Below are 16,234 nucleotides of genomic sequence, written 5' to 3' on the forward strand. Positions count from 1 at the left end.
CTGAATTACCGCTCGCCGCGGGAGTTCAGGCGTGCGATGGCCTTATCAACCTAAGGGTGTGACCGTGTCCGGGGACACGGGGGCAAATCCAGGCTTTATTTGGATGGCGCTAGTGGCAGGGACATAAGGACCAATGCGGGAATCGGCCGCGGCCAGGTGTACCGCCTGATCACTGAGCGTTGCCTTGCACCGCATCCGGACGGACAAATCTACGGCTGGCGCGGATTGTTGCCGCACGCACGCATCCGGCCTTACACGCGTACTGCTCCAATTGCAGTGAATCCCTGGGGCGGCGGTGCAGCCGGAGCACTTCAAGCCGTGTTCCGAAGCGCTGCAGGTCAAGGCCTGGAAGCTGAGTTTCGCCAGCAGATCCTTGGTCATCGAAAGACGCTCGAGTCGACCCGACAACCTCGGGCAGTGCTCTACCGCTGGTTTCTTAACGCGTTGCGGGAAAGAGGCTTCGAGCAGCGCGGTGAATGGCCGTTCAACGTTGCGAAGCAAGGTTACAAGGCCATATGCCGTTTCATCGCCGACGTCATTGCGGCCGCGCCGCTACGGACCCGTAGCGCATTACTTGGAGGCCCGGAGGCCCAGCGCAAGACACGCACAGGCGATGGGACACGCCGTCCAGCATTGCGGCTGTTTGAGCGAGTTGAATGCGATGCGCACAAGCTCGACGCGCGGATGGTAATCCTCGTCCCTTCACCGCACGGTGGTCACGAGCCGCGTGTCATTCACCGTCTCTGGGTCGTCGTGCTGATCGAAGTGGCTTCACGCGCAGTTCTCGGTTACAGCTTGTCCCTGCGGCGCGAGTGCAGTGCCGAGGATGTTTTGCGTGCCATACGCTGCGCATTGACACTGTGGACACCGCGAGACATTCTGTTCAGCAACAACGCCTATGCCAAGGGCGCCGGCCTGCCTTCATTTCGCGCTCCACGGTTCGTGGGAGCTTGCTGGGAAGAATTCAGCGTCGATGGGGCGCTGGCGAACATTTGCAATCGGGTTGAAGCCGCCCTGCAAGACGTCGTAGGTGCGCGAATAGTGAAGCCTCAGGATCCCGGCAGCTTTAGCCACCGGCGCAGCAAAGACGACCGACCCTTCATCGAGGCATTCTTCCGCTGCCTGGCTGCGGGTGGCTTTCATCGCCTGGCGACCACCACCGGCAACTCACCAGATCAGAAGCGTGGCACCGACCCGGAGCAGACGGCGAAGGACACTCACTTCCAATTGGAGTTTGCGCAGGAATTGCTCGACGTCCTGATCGCGAACTACAACGCCACACCACATTCCGGCCTTGGGTATCGCAGTCCGCTTGACCAGCTTGAATTAATGGCCGATCAGGAAGATCGACCGTTACCCACGGCGGATCCGATTGCTGTAAGCAAAATGGTGGGTGTGCGCAAACTCTGTGCGCTACTGGGCGGCAGCCGTACAGGTAGACGACCCCATTTTCACTTCGCCAATGCCCGTTACTCCGCGGAGTGGCTTTGCCTGCGCGGGGATCTGCTCGGCAAGAAATTATGGCTGACGATAGAAAACGAGGACGATGCCCGTTTCGCCGCAGTGTCAACGCAAGCAGGACATTTTCTCGGCGTCGTTCGTGCGTCACCTCCGTGGCACCGCACCCCGCACTCCCTCTATGTCAGACAGGCCATTCGCTCCCTCGAACGCAGGCGATTGCTATTCCTGTCCAGCGGCTGCGACGCGGTCGAGGCTTTGCTGCAATATGCAGAAGGCTCGCCCGGCAGGCGGCTCCCTCCTCATCCGGCTTATCTGGAGGCACGGCGGATCCTTCAGCAGTATGCCGAACTGGTTGCGGGAGAATCCATGGTCACCTTGGCACGTCAAGCGCTGCCGAGTGAAGTTGCCGCCGATCCCATGCCAGCCGGACCGGCGTCGCCTCTATGTCTGCCTCCGATGCGAAAGGCCCAGCTATGGTAGCGACTACATACCATCCCCCGCCTCCCCTGGCACCTAGTCATGTGCCACGCGACCATCCTATTGTGACAGGTGATTACTCCCTTTATACCGTCGCGATTGAGGAGATGGTGAACACAGTGGCCGGCTGGATCGATGACCAAGTCGATGGTGCCACCATTTATGGCCCCTCGCGTTTTGGCAAGTCCAGCGGCGTCAATCACTGGCTGCAGCGATTGCTGTCGGAGCGCTGCGGTGGCTATGTGCCGATGGTGGTTTGGAGCCACACCGACCCCGGCGGTCCGTATTCAGTCGGCAGCTTCTATGCAGAACTGCTACAAGCCAGTTCCCATTCGCTGGCGCGATTGGTGAGAGGTCCGCTTGCGCGCCACCATATGTTGCTGGAACGCTGGATCGAACTGGCCAGCCAAGGCGGTGGGCGCTTTCTGGTCCTAGTTATCGACGAAGCCCAGGGTATGTCGCAGCGAGAGTGGTTGTGGCTCGTGGAGTTGCACAGTCAGCTCGAGCGGCAACGAATTCGATTATGCGTAATCTCGGTGGCCTCGCTCCAGTTTTTTGACGAAGCAATCACCATGGCCCTGTCCGGCGGCGCGCATGTTGCGGCTCGCTTCATGCTGGCCACAAAGGCGTTCGATGGCATTCGTAGTGAGCAGGAACTCGCTTATGTCATGGCCGGCTATGACAGCGGCAGTGAATGGCCTCCGGGGTCAGACCTGTCATTCACTGCGGGCCTGGTGCCCAATGCCTGGACTCAGGGATTCCGGCTCGCCGACTTCGCGGCTACGCTGATGCAGGCCATGACCGATTGCCTGCCCGCGCGGTACGCAGGCCCCATCAACTTTCCGATGAAGACGGTAACCCACGCGTGCCGCCACGTCTTGTTGCGACTGGCTGGTGGCGCGGACGTCGAGAAGGCGACTTCGTCGACGTCTTGGCGCCAGGTAGTAGAGGCAGCAGGGCATAGAAGGCTAATGGCAGTGGTATCAGCCACCGCAGCGCGACAACGCAACGATCGCAGTCCGATACAGACATGACTGAGCCACCGCGTCTGACTTGGTATCGCGGTAGCGTCCTTCCCTACGCGTCCTTGTATCACACGCTGCTCCGCGCATGTGAGCTCAATGGGCTCCTGCCGCGCGAGCTTGCCGTCATGGCCCGACCCCGAGATCGGCACGAGGCGCCCCGGCCATTCGGGGGGATTGACCGAGAACGGCTCGCGACGTTGCTGGGCGAGCCGGCGATAAAGTTTCGGTGGGCAACCGTTGACGATGCACCGGCGTGGCTGCGGTCTGCGCTTTTCAGCTACGACACCAGGATCTGTCCACTTTGTTTGGCGGAGGGTTATCACACCGATTTGTTTGCACTCCGCTTCCTGCAGACCTGCCCTGCGGCCGCGCGTTCATGATGATCTTGTCGGATCCGGACGGCCCGCCCGGTAGCTGTCCGTGCGACCGGCTTCGGTTCTTTACCCCAGAGTTGTGTCGCCGCCCGCGAATGACTTCAGCCAACCTACAAGCCATGGATCAATTGGTCGCGTGGCTCGACGGCATGACATGTCTCGCCCATTCAGAAGCCGTTGCATACCAGTGCTTTTGGACGCAAGAACTCGAGCCGGAAGAATTTCTGGCCCTGAGTGAAGCAATGGGAAGCCCTTGTCCACCGGGCTTACAGCCACATCCTACGAAAAACGCACTGCGCGTCGTGCATGGGCCGAACACAATTTTTCACAATGACGTTTGCCATCAGCAGGCGTTTGCAGACTTGGATCTAAGAGAAAAAGCGTCGTCCTACTGGTCCGATGCGCCAGCTTTCTCGGTCTACCGAGCCATGGCGCGGCACTTTCGGCGTCATGTGGCCCCGCGGGCCACCACTTGGTTGGAGGCTCCGACCGCCGCGGTCGCCGCAGAGACGCTGGCGCACCATCCCCAGGCAGCGCTGGTGATCACAGAGGGCCTGTGGGCACGAAGCGTGGAACCTTATGTGCGCCTTCGCCGTTGGCCTTATCGTGCACCACCGGCTGGCGTGTTTGGGGAGTTGAGCGAGCAGGTAATGCTACATGCCTCCATCAGCCCCCCGAGTCGGGAATTCTCCGCGACCCACACGTGGATCGCATACCATGCGGCGGCCACCGCGTTGCTCCAGGTGTGGGCATACGCGGACAAGGCTGTCCAGGAGTTTCTCCTTGGCCGCGGGAATGCGCTGAGGCATGTCGAAATTGCGAGTTGCCAGCTTCGTCCGTGGTGGGGTGCGAAGCGACGTTGTGACATCACCCGCTTTGTCGAACCGGTTATTGATTGCGGCGAGGCGTGGGGGATCATGTCGAGGACCAGCAAAGCGGCGCGCCTTTTCGGCGTCGCTCGTCGTCGCCACCGTCGCAGGCGAGCTATCGTTGCGCAATGGCATAGCCAAGGCCCCGGATTGACGTTCTCACGAGAGAGGGGCTGGACAGTCGCAACCGCCTTCACACCCGCCAACGCCGATATTCGCAAGCGACGCCTGCTCGGCCAGCAGGATGCCGGCGCGATGTTCTGGATTTACCGGGAAACGGGCGGGGCGTTGGTGGCGCGTCTATGCGACGGACGCGTACAGGCGATAGGCGAGACGCCGCGGACAGCCATCAAGGCGCTGCGAATGGCCCTTCTTCGATTGAGGTTCCTTGCCCCTCCCTATTAGCAAGCCACAAATTTAGGTGAAAGTAGATACAACTTCAGGTATGCAAGCGGTCTTACATACACTAGGCGATTTACTGAACGGTCGACCGGGATTGGCGGCATTAGTGGACGCGGCGCCCCAAAACGCGTTGCCTATGAACAACAGTAGCAGACGTCACAACGCAGTAGAAAACGCTTACGGATCAGTAAGTTAACGCTATCCATGATTGGCGGATTTAGCGATCACCATTGGTCAAATGAATGATCGGCAACAGCAGTACACGAATGCCGACGCCTACATGAAGGAGCCGCCCGGCGTGTCCCTTGACGCCGCCAAGTTCCTGGTGGAGGAAGGCGGCGCCATGGTCGTCGGCGCGGACAACCTAAGCTTCGAGACATTCCCACCGGAGGCGGAGGGCAACTATGTGCCGGTCCACACCTATCTGCTCGCGCAGCAGGGCACGCCGATTATGGAGTTGGTGCAACTGGAGGAGCTCGCGCGCGACCGGGTTTACGAGTTCGCCTTTATCGGGGCCTCGCTCAAGCTGCGCGGAGCCGATGCGGCGCCGATGCGGCCGCTGGCTATTCCCTTGCACCGATGACATGCGTTGCGCAGAAAACCGACTTGATGGTGGCTGCATCCGGCCGCGTGTTTTCCGCAGCTGCTGTAGCCACTGCCAGCGGGGTTGTAGCAATGCTAGCAACTTGTCCTGGTCTGCTCACGATCCGGCAGCAAAGTGGTATGGCTCGAGCGTCAGCGAACTAGCGGAGCACGAGGCACGGGGACCCGACGCAACTGCATGAGTCTGGCTGAGCGCCAAAATACCTCGGCTGTCGCCTCGGGAACCGGACCAATTTGCTACGTAAAGGCCAAACTAAAGCGTGTACGCGATTGATCTGAAGCACCGGCAATCTGCGCTTAATCAGCGCGGCAGTCATCGTTGAGTGGTTTGTAAGCGTTGTCATGTGCATGCCCAAGAGATGAGTCGGAGATGAAGCGACAGATCAGTTTTGCGGAAGCGGGAAGCCACGGCAAGAAGCGGGGGACGCGCCGCGAGCGCTTCCTGACGGAGATGGAACTCGCCGCGCGGATAGGCATAGATGGCGTTGTAGATGGTTTCGTGGGACACGTTGAGGTCGGATTGTTCAGGAAAGGCGCGCTTGAGCGTAGCGGAGATTTCCTGGGGTGACCACTTTTGCTGGAGGAAGTGGCGTACCACACCCCATAGCACGGTGTGTTCACTGAGCTTGGGCGCCGCACGGCTGGCCTGTCGGCGTTGTGCCCGACGCGCTTGCGCGGTCATGGCCTTATAGCTGCCCGCCGCTGTCGCATTTCGGCGTAGTTCGCGCACCAGAGTGGATGGTGCCCGGCCGAGCCTGCGAGCCATCTCGCGCTGACTGACGTTCTCCGCCTTCCAAATCTCGATGCGCATCCGTTCTTCGTGTTGTAGCTGCTGATATTTCTTTCTTGTCATTCACACACCTTACCGAATGGCAAGGTGTTGCACTTCAGATTTGAGGCGGCCTTCTATAATGGCATGAATTTATTGACACAGTAAGATTAGGTCAGTTGTGTATAACCGCATGGGCTTTGCCCCGGCTTATTGAGAAGTTACCGGGATTCGAAGTCTAGGATGCAACGAGACGATTTTAATGCGGAATAATGCGAATTGACTGATTCATTATTTTTAGAGTGTCGATAAAAATGTCAATTTATTTTCCGCCACCTTTGTGCGACAAGGGTTGCAGCCGGATACCCCGGATCGCAGTAGGAATGCCCATTACTGAGCACCGCCTGCACAGATCCGTACGAGCCCAATTCGGGCATACGGCTCCTACCTTGGGTGTTTGACAGCAAACCGCTCGGTCGGCCACGGATGAAGGATTCGAGGTCGTGGTAGCCAGTCGTTGGCGATCCGCGCCATTCGCTCCCACGTCATAGCGCCTTTCTGACTGCGACGCCGAAGCGTTCGCCGCCAGAGATTGGTGACGTGGTGTCGAAATGCACTGATCGCCCGCGAGTTGGTAGGCACCGCGTGATACGCGAAGTACCCTCGGACCACCTGCCTGAGCCATTGCCCCTGCACGGAAATCGGTTCATGCATGCGCCTGCGAAGTTCCTCTTTGATCTGCCTGAGTTTCGCCCGCATGCGGTCTGCCCGGGTCTTCCATTGAAGCTGGAAGGCACCACGACGAGTCCGCCCACAGATGAAAATGAAACCCAGAAAGGTGGAGGTCTCCGGCCGGCCAAGGCCGTAGCGCTTTCGTCTGCCCGCCGCATTGCGACCAAACTCCAGCAGCCTCGTCTTGTCCGGATGCAGCGCAAGCGAGAATTCTTCCAACCTCGTTCGCATCGCGTCCCAGAAGCGCCGCGCGTCGGCTTCGTGCTCGAAGCCGACCACAACATCATCCGCGTACCGGAGGATGATGACGTTGCCTTTGGCTTGTCGCCGTCGCCACCGTTGGGCCCAGAGGTCAAAGACGTAGTGAAGATAAACGTTCGCGAACAGCGGCGAAGCCACCGATCCCTGCGGTGTACCCGATTCACTGACGCTGAGCTCTCCATCTTCCAACACGCCCGCCTTGAGCCACTTGCGCACAAGGCGGATGATGCGTTGGTCGCCAATCCGATGCTCCATGAAGCGGACCAGCCATTCCTGGCTAACCGAGTCAAAGAAGTTTCGAATGTCGGCGTCCAAAATCCAGTTCACCGGGGTACGGACAATAGCCGTCGACAGCGCGTCCAGCGCATCATGCTGACTGCGCCCGGGTCGGAACCCGTACGAGAAGCCGAGAAAGTCTTCTTCGTAGACCGCGTTTAGCACTTCGACCACTGCGCGCTGGACGATTTTGTCCTCCAACGCCGCAATCCCCAACGGGCGTTGCCTGCCGTCCGATTTCGGTATGTACTGTCGCCGAACAGGCAGTGGCCGATACGCCCCGCTCTGCACTTGCGCATGCAGGCGCTGGAGGTGTTCTTCCAGTCCTGCCTCGTTAGTATCGCCACGTCACGCCGTCCACCCCTGGCGCCGCATTGCGCTTGAGCGCAAGGACCGACTCCCGAAGCCGGTCGATCGTGACACACCTGATTCGACCGAGCCGCGATCGGCTGGCTCGCTCGGGCGATGTCCTGGATGAGGTAGCTGTTGACGGATACCAGGCCCGCGCACCGCTGCGGCCAGAGGGCCGCGGCGATGCAGGCTGAGCGCCCGCCCCAGTCGTAGCCGGCCAGCACGGCCCGCCGGATGTCCAGGGCATTGCAATCACATCGACGCCGATGGCCCCTGCTGCCCCGAGCGAGGAGTCTTCGCGTCCAGGAAGCGCGTGGATCCGTGGCTGCGGAGATAGGGGACGATGACGCGGCAACCCAGCGCTGCCAGCATCGGAGCGACTTCGGAGTAGCTGTCGATCGAATACGGAAACCCGTGCATTAATAACGCTGCCGGCCCATCGGTCGGGCCGGTTTCGTAGTAGCCGATGTCAAGCACGCCCGCCTTGATCTGCCTGATGGGTGGCGGCCCCGCGGCGGCGGCGACGAGGCGAGGCATCGCGAGTTGGGCGGTGATGTGGCCTGCCGCCGTGGTTTAGGAAGCTGCGACGGTCAAGTCCGACTTTCATGGGCATGGTGAGTGCTCCTTGGCGAGGATCAATGATGAGAGGCTTAGCGCAGGCCCCTGAATGCGGCTCGCACTTCCTGGGCGAAGAGCTGCGGTTCCTCCCAGGCCGCGAAATGACCACCTTTGTCCACTTCATTGAAGTAGCTCAGCTTGGGGAAAGCTCTCTGGGCCCAGCTCTTGGGCGCCTGGTAGATCTCGCCGGGAAACACCGTCACGCCCACCGGCACCTTGATCTCGCGCGTGCGCTGCTCCACGACGTTGAAGTTGTTGTTGTTGTTCTCCCAGTAGAGCTGTGAGGCCGAGGTGGCGGTGTTGGTTAGCCAGTACAGCGTGATGTCGTCGAGCATCTCGTCCTTCGTTAGCGAACGCTCGGGCACGCCGCCGCTGAACGTCCAGTCGGCGAACTTGTCGTAGAACCACGCAGCCTGGCCGACAGGCGAATCGGCCAGGCTGTAGCCCAGGGTCTGCGGGCGGGTCACCATTACCCCTGCGTAGCCGCCGCCGCGGGTGTACAGCTTGTTCATCGCCTCGTAGGCGGCTCTCTCCTTGGGCGTTAGGCCAGCCGGCGCGGGCTCGCCGCTCTTGAGCGCCTTGGCAATGTCCGCCGGCACGGTGGCGGGCATGTTCAGGTGGATACCCAGCAGGCCCTTCGGCGCCTGGCGGCCCTGGGCCTGGGCCACGACCGAGCCCCAGTCGCCGCCCTGCGCGACGTAGCGCGTGTAGCCCAGGCGCTTCATCAGCACATCCCAGGCGCTGGCCATGCGCTCGGGGCCCCAGCCGGTGCCGGTGGGCCGGCCGGAGAAGCCGTAGCCGGGCATCGAGGGGATCACGACGTCGAAGGCGTCTTCGGCACGCCCGCCGTAGGCGGTGGGATCGGTCAGCGGTCCGATGACCTTCAGCAGTTCGAACACCGAACCCGGCCAGCCGTGGGTGATGATCAGCGGCATCGCGTTCGGATGCCGCGACTTGGCGTGGATGAAGTGGATGTCCAGCCCGTCGATCCGGGTCACGAACTGCGGGTAGGCATTGAGCTTGGCCTCCGCCTTGCGCCAGTCGTAGTCGGTGCCCCAGTAGCGCACCAACTCCTGGAAAGGATCCAGCTGCACGCCTTGCGACCGGTCGTTCACGGTCTCGCGCTCGGGCCAGCGCGTCGCAGCGATGCGCTGGCGCAGGTGGGCGATGGCGGCCTCCGCAATGCTAGCCCGGAAGGGTCGGATGGCCGGGTCTTCGGCGCTGGTGCCTTGGGGCTGCACCTTTGCGACGGCCACGGTTTGGGCGTGGCTGGCGGTGCTGAACTGGGCTACGCCGAGAGCGCTCAGGGCGGCGCCAATGGCAATGAGTCGATGATTGGGTTTCATGTGGTGCTCTGGGTTCTCGAAAAAGACGTGGATCCGTGTTGCCTCATCTACGTGCGCAGCGTCCTGAAGCCCGTGCGAAGCTCTTTGGCGAAGGCCTCAGGCTGTTCCCAGGCGGCAAAGTGGCCGCCCTTGTCGAGCCGTTTGAAGTGGATGAGCTTGGAGAACGCCTTTTCCGCCCAACTGCGCGGGGCCGCGTAGATCTCGTCCGGGAAGACGCTCACGGCCACCGGGATGGTGATGTTCTTGACGTCGAAGAAGGCCAGCTTGTTTTCCCAATACAGGCGAGACGAGGAGACCGCCGTCCTGGTCAGCCAGTAAAAGGTGACGTTGTCCAGGATGTCGTCTCGCGTGAGGCCTTCGCTGTGGCCGTCGAAGACCCGCGCGATGAGCGACAGGCTGCGCTCGTCATGATCCAGCATCCAGGACGCCAGGCCGATGGGCGAGTCTTCGATCGCGTAGAGCGTCTGCGGGCGGTTCGACATCTCGATGGCATAGCCCAAGCCGGTCTTGAAGAAGGAGTCCAGCTGCTTGTACGCGTTCAGCTCGTCGGCGGAGAGGCCCGCCGGCGCGGACTCGCCGTACTTGAGGGCTCGCGACACATCGGCAGGAACGGTCGCCGGCATGTTGACGTGAATGCCGAGCAATCCGGCAGGCGCGAGCAGCGCCATTTGCTCGGAGACGGCATCGCCCCAGTCGCCCCCCTGGGCCACGTATTTCTTGTACCCGAGGCGCTGCATCAGCATGATCCAGGCGCGCGCGATGCGCACCGGGTCCCAGCCGGTCGTGGTGGGCTTGCCGGAAAACCCGTGGCCGGGAAGCGAGGGGATCACGACGTCGAAGGCGTCTTCCGCCTTGCCGCCATTGACCGTCGGGTGGGTCAGCGGGTCGATGATCTTCAGTTGCTCGACCACCGAGCCTGGCCACCCGTGCGTGATGATGACCGGCAAGGCGTTCGCGTGCCTGGAGCGGACGTGGATGAAGTGGATGTCGACTCCGTCGATCGTGGTCACGAAGTGGGGCAAGGCCTTGAACTTCGCCTCGAACTTGCGCCAGTCGTAGTCCGTCGACCAGTAGCGGGCGAGCTGTTGCATCGTCTTGAGCCGCACGCCCTGGGTTTCATCCGAAACCAGCTCGCGGCTGGGCCAGCGCGTCGCCTCGATCCGCCGGCGCAGGTCGACCAGCTCCGATCTTGGGAAGGAGAAGCGAAACGGACGGATCGCATCGGTGGCCGTTGCGGCCGGCGTCGCGGCCATGGCGCGGCCGGGAGCGCTCAACAGGCCCAGGCCGAGGGCGCCGGCGGCCGCCGACGCTTGAAGAAGACTGCGGCGGGTGTGAAGCGGAAAGTTGCCTGGCAGTGGCTCGCTGATGGCTTTGGAGGCAGAAGCTTGGGACATCTCGGGTTTCCAGTTTGTGTTGGAGGGACGAATCAGTGATGCGCGACCTCATTTCGCGCCGACGCCCACCGCCGCGGTGACTGACCCGCCGGCCTGCCGCCTGGCAGCGAGCCCGGCACGGTCCAGCAATCAGATCAGTTCGATCGTCACGTGGATATTGCCTCGCGTCGCCTTCGAGTACGGGCAGGTCTGGTGCGCAGCATCGACGATCGCCTGTGCCGTGTCGCGCGGCACGCCGGGCAGGCTCACCCTCAGGCGCGCCTGCAGGAAGTAGGCATCACCGTCCTTGGCGAGGTCTACTGCAGTGTCGACCGCGAGGTCTTGTGGCAGCCACACCTTGTGCGTGGCTGCTGCCAGCCCCATGGCCCCGATGAAGCAGGCCGACCAGCCGACGGCGAAGAGCTGCTCGGGGTTGGTGCCGGGCTTGCCGGATCCGGGCGAGCTCAGCTTGACGTCGAGCGCGCCGTCGCTGGATCTGCCGGCACCGTTGCGGCCGCCAGTAGTGTGGGTGCGGGCGGTGTACAGCACCGTGTCGACGGAATTGATCATGATGGCCTTCTGGGTTGGTGGAAATGAGGTGTGATTCCCTGGCGACGCAGTTATCGCCGCCGTCTCACGTCAGCGGCTCTCCAACGCGACCATGCCGTCGTGCGATATGCCGGATCTCGAGGCGGAAACTCGGTGGTTGACTAGAGCGATCGCCACGGCTCCCAAGGCGCCTGCCGCCGCAATAGCCGGGAAGTTATGCTCCAGCGGCAACCTCACCGAGACCAGTACACCGAGCGCTATCGGTGCCACGATGGCGCCTGCGCGGCCCGACTCCGGAAGCAAAGCCGATCCCCGTCGGCCGGAACGTCGTCGGATAGAACTGCGTAGGCATAGGCGTCGTCGGTGCGCGGCGCGACATCGATTTGCCACACGACGAAGACAGCCAGGCCGATCGCCGCCACGGTCAGCAGTATCGCAATGGCGCGGCATAGCGGCCTCGATCTACAGTTTCTTCGGGCATCGCCAACTCTCGAATCGGTTTTGGAAGAGTCGTTTTCATCTGACACCTCACGCATGTGGGTGTCGCTCATAAGGCGGTCTGCATCAGCGTCCCGATGTCATTCCGGTCGCGGCCGAACTCGTGAGCGGGGCGGACTGCTTGCGGCAGCTCTGAAATGTCGATCGGCGTGAAGCCCAGGCGCGCGAAATAGGCGGATGCACTCCTGGTTTGCAGCACGATCGATTCGACGCCTCGCAGCCGAAGGTCAGCCACGATGGCGGCAATCAGCAGTTCGCCAAGGCCTGCGGACCTGGCGCGTTGCACGACGGCGAGTGCGCGAAGCACGCCCGTCGTCTCGTAGCGCTCTATTCCGGCGCAGCCCAGAAGCCCGGCGTTGTCACGGACCACGATGTACTGCGTGCTGTGCTCGTGCATCCCATCGACAGCCAGTGACGAAGCGCTCAGAAGCGCTTCCACCTCTGGCCAGTCCTGTTCGGTTGCATATCGCGGGCGCATAGTGCACTCCTTCAAGCAAGTGCGTCCTCTGACGGAGGATGACGCAATGGGGCTCACCGTGCGCTAGCGCAGGACGCCGCCCAGGTGCCCAAGGGCAATACTCATGACGTACATCGAACCTGCCAGTACCATCAGTAGCATGGCGGCCGTCAGCGATGCGCTCATCGTCTGGGCGGCTATCGTCGACAGCGATGCATAGCCGCTCCAGCTGAGGGCGGCCAGGCGGTAAGCCGTGCACCCGATGCAATTGCTGGCGACAATGAAAAACACGGTTCGCGTCATCGGGAAACTCCGGCATGGCAGCGCGCGGTTTTGCAGCGGCACCATTGCCATGGATGTCCCCATCTGAAGGCTGCGTTCCGGTAAGCAATTTACCCCGGGGCCAGCGCCAGTTCCATTAGACATTGGTATTGGCGACGGCTGCGCACCGGTGCCGGGCGACGTGCCGGATGCGGCTGAGCCGTTGCCCCGGCGTGCCACGCAGCCGATCCACGCCAGGACCGATACCAAGGTATATTGACTAACCGACCGCACGCAGCGATCGTTGCGTCATGAAGTGCCGGCAGGAAAGGACCGTGATGGAAAATGAACTTAGTCGCACCGTGGATGCGCTGCCAGGGTTGGTCTGGACCGCCTTCCCCGACGGTCGCACCGAGTTTGTGAACCGTCGCTGGTGCGAATACACCGGGCTTTCCGTCGAGCAAGCATCGGGCGAGGGCTGGCTGGCAGCGTTCCACCCCGACGACCGGCCCGCGCTGCTTGAATCCTGGCGGGGCACCATTGCTTCGGGAGAGCCGGGCGAGGCAGAGGCGCGAATGCGGCGCTTCGATGGCGTGTATCGCTGGTTCCTGTGCCGTGCCAGTCCGATTTCCAACACAGCCGGCGAGGTCGTGAAGTGGTGCGGGATCAACACGGAGATTGAGGACCGCAAACGGGCCGAAGATGCGCTGCGCGTGCACGAGCAGCGCTTCCGGCTGGTCCTGGATAGCCTGCCTACACGGGTCGTTCTGGCTACGCCGGAAGGTGATATTTTCCACGCCAACCGCCATACGCTCGAGTACGCCGGCGCCGCCCCCGAGGATCTGAAGTCATGGAAGACCTGGATCCATCCGGATGACCGACGAGTGGTAGATGACCGGCTTCATGCGTCGATCAGCACAGGCAAACCTTATGACGGCGAGACCCGCTATCGCGGCGCCGATGGCCTCTACCGATGGTTCCACGTGCAGGGCTTTCCATTGCGCGACAACGAGGGCCGAACCGTTCTGTGGTATTTCCTGCAAACGGATATCGACGACCGCAAGCGCGCCGAAGCGCTGCTTGCAGCCGAGAAGCGCCTGCTCGAGATGGTCGCCATCGGGCAGCCCTTGCCTGCGGTGCTGGACGACTTGTGCCGCCAGGTCGAAGACATCGCCAGCGACTGCCGGTGCATCGTTTCGCTGATCGATCCCGAGGACGTGACGTTCAAGTGGGGCGCCCAGCAACACCTTGCGTCGTCCCACCTCGGCCCTGAAGACGGCAGCCCGGTCGCCGCCGAAGGGGGCCCTTGCGGGCTGGCGGCGGCCACCAAATTACAGTGCATCGTGTCGGATGTCGCGTCGGAGGCACGCTGGACGCAGCCATGGCGGGACCGCTTTCTGGCACAAGGACTGCGCGCGTGCTGGGCCACCCCCATCCTGTCGTCTACCCACGAAGCGCTCGGCACGTTCACGATCTTTCGGTCGGAGCCTGGGGACCCGACGCCTTTTCAGCGCGATCTGATCGGCCAACTCACGCACGTCGCGAGCATCGCCATCGAACATGCACGAAGCGACCTCGCATTGAAGCGAAGCGAGAAAGGCTTTCGCGCGATCGTGGAGACGACGCCGGAATGCGTGAAGCTGGTCGCGCGAGACGGAACCCTGCTGCGTGTCAATTCAGCCGGAGCGGCCATGGTCGGGGCACCGTACGCAGACGCGCTGGTGGGCAAGAATTTCTACAATGTCGTCGCTCCCGAGCATCGCAGCCGCTACGTCGAATTCAACCAGAAGGTCTGTTCCGGCACCAAGGGCTTCCTGGAGTTCGACATCATCAACCTGCGCGGCGAGCGGATACACATGGAAACCCATGCCGCGCCGATGCGGGGCAACGACGGCGTGATGATGCAACTCGGTGTGACGCGCAACATCACAGCGCGCAAACAGGCGGAACAACAACTGCGGCGAAGCGCGGCGCTGATGGCGAGCGTGGAGCAGCTCAGCCTGAGCGGAAGCTTTTGCTGGCGTCCGGAAAGCGGCGAGATCACCTGCTCGGAGCAGCTCTATCGCATCTTCGGAATCGAGCCCGGGGTGCGGGTAACGAGGGACATGATCGCTGCGCGCGTCCACCCTCGCGACCTTCATCTGCTGCAGGCAATGATCGAGCGGGCGCAAGACGGGAAGGACCTGGAGTACGACCACCGCCTGCTTTTGCCCGACGGCTCGGTCAAATATTTGCTGGTACAGGCTCACGCCACCCGTGACCCGCAGGGCCGGCTCGAGTACATCGGTGCCGCGCAGGATGTGACCGAGCGCCGCCAGTCCGAGGAGGCGCTGAGCAGCCTGCGCGCCGAACTGGCCCACGCGAGCCGGGTCAACAGCCTGGGTGCGCTGACCGCCTCGATTGCGCATGAAATCAACCAGCCGCTGGCTGGCATCATGACCAACGCCAGCACCGGCTTGCGCATGCTGAGCGCGGAGCCGCCCAATATCGACGGCGCGCTCGACACCGTCCGACGCACGCTGCGCGACGGGCGCCGCGCTTCGGACGTGATGACACGTCTGCGCGCGCTGTTCAGGAAGGAGGCAGTGACGACGGGGGCGGTCGATCTGGTGGAAGCCGCACGCGAGGTGCTCGAGATCCTGCGCAGCGAGATCCGCACACGACGGATCGTGCTGCGACTGAAAACAGCCGACGACCTGCCGCCTGCCACAGGCGACCGGGTCCAGCTCCAGCAGGTGGTGCTGAACCTGCTTCTCAACGCCGTGGAGGCGATGGATGGCGTCGACGACCGGCCACGGCAGATGCTGCTCAGCATCGGACGGGACGCTGGCGACAGCGTGCGGCTCGCCGTGACCGATTCCGGCGTCGGCTTCGACCCGGAGCACGCGGGCAAGCTCTTTGATGCGTTCTACACGACCAAAGGGGAAGGTATGGGCATCGGATTATCTGTGAGCCGCTCCATCATCGAGAGCCACGGCGGCCGCCTGTGGGCCACCCCGAACGAGAGTTCTGGTGCCACGTTTTCATTCTCCATCCCATGCCATGCGCACAGCACGGCTGCCGCCGATCGCCCCGGTGCCACGGCCCAGGTCGCGCGCGCGGACGATGAACAGTCCGTGAGGAACCTGTGATGGACGCCCGCTCGCTGATCGCGGTGGTCGACGACGACGAGTCGGTGCGCGAAGCGCTGCCCGACCTGTTGCGCGAGTTCGGCTTTGCGGCGCTGGCGTTTGCGTCGGCGGAGGAGTTCCTGGATTCCGGCTGTGTCGGTCAGGCTCGCTGCCTGATCCTCGATATCGCCATGCCAGGCATGTCCGGCCTGGACCTGCGGCGCGAGTTGCTGCGACGCCGCCAATCCGTCCCGATCGTCTTCATCACGGCGCACGAGGACGAGGCCCAGCGCCGGCGCATGCTCGAACCGGGGGCCGTAGAGTACCTGTTCAAGCCATTCAGCGACACCGCTCTGCTCGGCGCGATCCAGGCCGCGCTCCGGGCAGACGGAATCCGCCCGGGGAGCCTGTGATTGGAGTTG

Annotated in this window: 13 protein-coding genes and 3 pseudogenes; 6 read left to right on the plus strand and 10 right to left on the minus strand. The window is 62.6% G+C overall.

Annotated elements, in window-relative coordinates:
* The first annotated feature begins 156 nt into the window (after nucleotides 1–156).
* The 4 genes and pseudogenes from ACW4E8_RS39740 to ACW4E8_RS39755 all read left to right on the plus strand — a co-directional run.
* Nucleotides 157–1,941 carry a hypothetical protein gene (locus tag ACW4E8_RS39740; RefSeq protein WP_456809483.1) on the plus strand — a complete coding sequence of 595 codons (1,785 nt, stop codon included), beginning with the start codon at nucleotides 157–159 and terminating at the stop codon, nucleotides 1,939–1,941.
* Between the two features lie 41 nt (nucleotides 1,942–1,982).
* The gene (locus ACW4E8_RS39745; protein WP_456809484.1) at nucleotides 1,983–2,972 is read left to right on the plus strand and encodes an ATP-binding protein; all 990 of its coding nucleotides are present in this window, start codon (nucleotides 1,983–1,985) and stop codon (nucleotides 2,970–2,972) included.
* A 460-nt stretch (nucleotides 2,973–3,432) separates the two neighbouring features.
* Nucleotides 3,433–4,611 carry a hypothetical protein gene (locus tag ACW4E8_RS39750; RefSeq protein WP_456809485.1) on the plus strand — a complete coding sequence of 393 codons (1,179 nt, stop codon included), beginning with the start codon at nucleotides 3,433–3,435 and terminating at the stop codon, nucleotides 4,609–4,611.
* A gap of 244 nt (nucleotides 4,612–4,855) precedes the next feature.
* Nucleotides 4,856–5,191, plus strand: a pseudogene (locus ACW4E8_RS39755) (cyclase family protein); the annotation flags it as partial.
* A gap of 473 nt (nucleotides 5,192–5,664) precedes the next feature.
* Here the strand turns inward: ACW4E8_RS39755 and ACW4E8_RS39760 are convergent.
* The 10 genes and pseudogenes from ACW4E8_RS39760 to ACW4E8_RS39805 form a co-directional block, all read right to left on the minus strand.
* A pseudogene (locus tag ACW4E8_RS39760) lies at nucleotides 5,665–6,064 on the minus strand (transposase); the annotation flags it as partial.
* A 360-nt stretch (nucleotides 6,065–6,424) separates the two neighbouring features.
* A complete protein-coding gene (gene ltrA / locus ACW4E8_RS39765) occupies nucleotides 6,425–7,540 on the minus strand; it encodes a group II intron reverse transcriptase/maturase (RefSeq protein WP_456809486.1) in 1,116 nt (371 codons plus the stop codon).
* Nucleotides 7,541–7,770: 230 nt separating this feature from the next.
* Nucleotides 7,771–7,824 (minus strand): annotated as a pseudogene (locus ACW4E8_RS39770) (hypothetical protein); the annotation flags it as partial.
* Nucleotides 7,825–7,852: 28 nt separating this feature from the next.
* Nucleotides 7,853–8,137: an alpha/beta fold hydrolase gene (locus ACW4E8_RS39775; protein WP_456809487.1), complete on the minus strand. Its 285-nt coding sequence runs from the start codon at nucleotides 8,135–8,137 to the stop codon at nucleotides 7,853–7,855.
* A 113-nt stretch (nucleotides 8,138–8,250) separates the two neighbouring features.
* A complete protein-coding gene (locus ACW4E8_RS39780) occupies nucleotides 8,251–9,564 on the minus strand; it encodes an epoxide hydrolase family protein (RefSeq protein WP_456809488.1) in 1,314 nt (437 codons plus the stop codon).
* Nucleotides 9,565–9,611: 47 nt separating this feature from the next.
* The gene (locus ACW4E8_RS39785; protein ID WP_456809489.1) at nucleotides 9,612–10,958 is read right to left on the minus strand and encodes an epoxide hydrolase family protein; all 1,347 of its coding nucleotides are present in this window, start codon (nucleotides 10,956–10,958) and stop codon (nucleotides 9,612–9,614) included.
* Between the two features lie 129 nt (nucleotides 10,959–11,087).
* Nucleotides 11,088–11,507 (minus strand): organic hydroperoxide resistance protein, encoded by a 420-nt coding sequence (locus ACW4E8_RS39790; protein WP_456809490.1) that lies wholly within the window; start codon nucleotides 11,505–11,507, stop codon nucleotides 11,088–11,090.
* Nucleotides 11,508–11,743: 236 nt separating this feature from the next.
* Nucleotides 11,744–12,037, minus strand: coding sequence for a hypothetical protein (locus ACW4E8_RS39795; protein ID WP_455281279.1), 294 nt, complete (start codon nucleotides 12,035–12,037; stop codon nucleotides 11,744–11,746).
* Nucleotides 12,034–12,462, minus strand: coding sequence for a GNAT family N-acetyltransferase (locus tag ACW4E8_RS39800; RefSeq protein ID WP_455281277.1), 429 nt, complete (start codon nucleotides 12,460–12,462; stop codon nucleotides 12,034–12,036). The genes ACW4E8_RS39795 and ACW4E8_RS39800 overlap by 4 nt, the downstream gene beginning before the upstream one ends.
* Before the next feature lie 63 nt (nucleotides 12,463–12,525).
* Nucleotides 12,526–12,795 (minus strand): hypothetical protein, encoded by a 270-nt coding sequence (locus ACW4E8_RS39805; RefSeq protein ID WP_456809491.1) that lies wholly within the window; start codon nucleotides 12,793–12,795, stop codon nucleotides 12,526–12,528.
* A 245-nt stretch (nucleotides 12,796–13,040) separates the two neighbouring features.
* On the opposite strand from ACW4E8_RS39805, the gene ACW4E8_RS39810 reads away from it, so the two are divergent.
* Nucleotides 13,041–15,833: a PAS domain S-box protein gene (locus ACW4E8_RS39810; RefSeq protein ID WP_456809492.1), complete on the plus strand. Its 2,793-nt coding sequence runs from the start codon at nucleotides 13,041–13,043 to the stop codon at nucleotides 15,831–15,833.
* Complete coding sequence (locus ACW4E8_RS39815) at nucleotides 15,833–16,225, plus strand: response regulator (protein ID WP_456809493.1); 393 nt, start codon at nucleotides 15,833–15,835, stop codon at nucleotides 16,223–16,225. The genes ACW4E8_RS39810 and ACW4E8_RS39815 overlap by 1 nt, the downstream gene beginning before the upstream one ends.
* Nucleotides 16,226–16,234 lie beyond the last annotated feature (9 nt).

This window comes from Cupriavidus sp. CP313 (assembly GCF_054072015.1).

Coding starts and splice junctions, on each gene's coding strand:
- ACW4E8_RS39790 (WP_456809490.1), bottom strand. CDS start 11,507: ATGATCAATTCCGTCGACACGGTGCTGTACACCGCCCGCACCCACACT.
- ACW4E8_RS39780 (WP_456809488.1), bottom strand. CDS start 9,564: ATGAAACCCAATCATCGACTCATTGCCATTGGCGCCGCCCTGAGCGCT.
- ACW4E8_RS39815 (WP_456809493.1), top strand. CDS start 15,833: ATGGACGCCCGCTCGCTGATCGCGGTGGTCGACGACGACGAGTCGGTG.
- ACW4E8_RS39750 (WP_456809485.1), top strand. CDS start 3,433: ATGACTTCAGCCAACCTACAAGCCATGGATCAATTGGTCGCGTGGCTC.
- ACW4E8_RS39795 (WP_455281279.1), bottom strand. CDS start 12,037: ATGAGCGACACCCACATGCGTGAGGTGTCAGATGAAAACGACTCTTCC.
- ACW4E8_RS39775 (WP_456809487.1), bottom strand. CDS start 8,137: ATGCCTCGCCTCGTCGCCGCCGCCGCGGGGCCGCCACCCATCAGGCAG.
- ACW4E8_RS39805 (WP_456809491.1), bottom strand. CDS start 12,795: ATGGCAATGGTGCCGCTGCAAAACCGCGCGCTGCCATGCCGGAGTTTC.
- ACW4E8_RS39810 (WP_456809492.1), top strand. CDS start 13,041: ATGGAAAATGAACTTAGTCGCACCGTGGATGCGCTGCCAGGGTTGGTC.
- ACW4E8_RS39785 (WP_456809489.1), bottom strand. CDS start 10,958: ATGTCCCAAGCTTCTGCCTCCAAAGCCATCAGCGAGCCACTGCCAGGC.
- ACW4E8_RS39800 (WP_455281277.1), bottom strand. CDS start 12,462: ATGCGCCCGCGATATGCAACCGAACAGGACTGGCCAGAGGTGGAAGCG.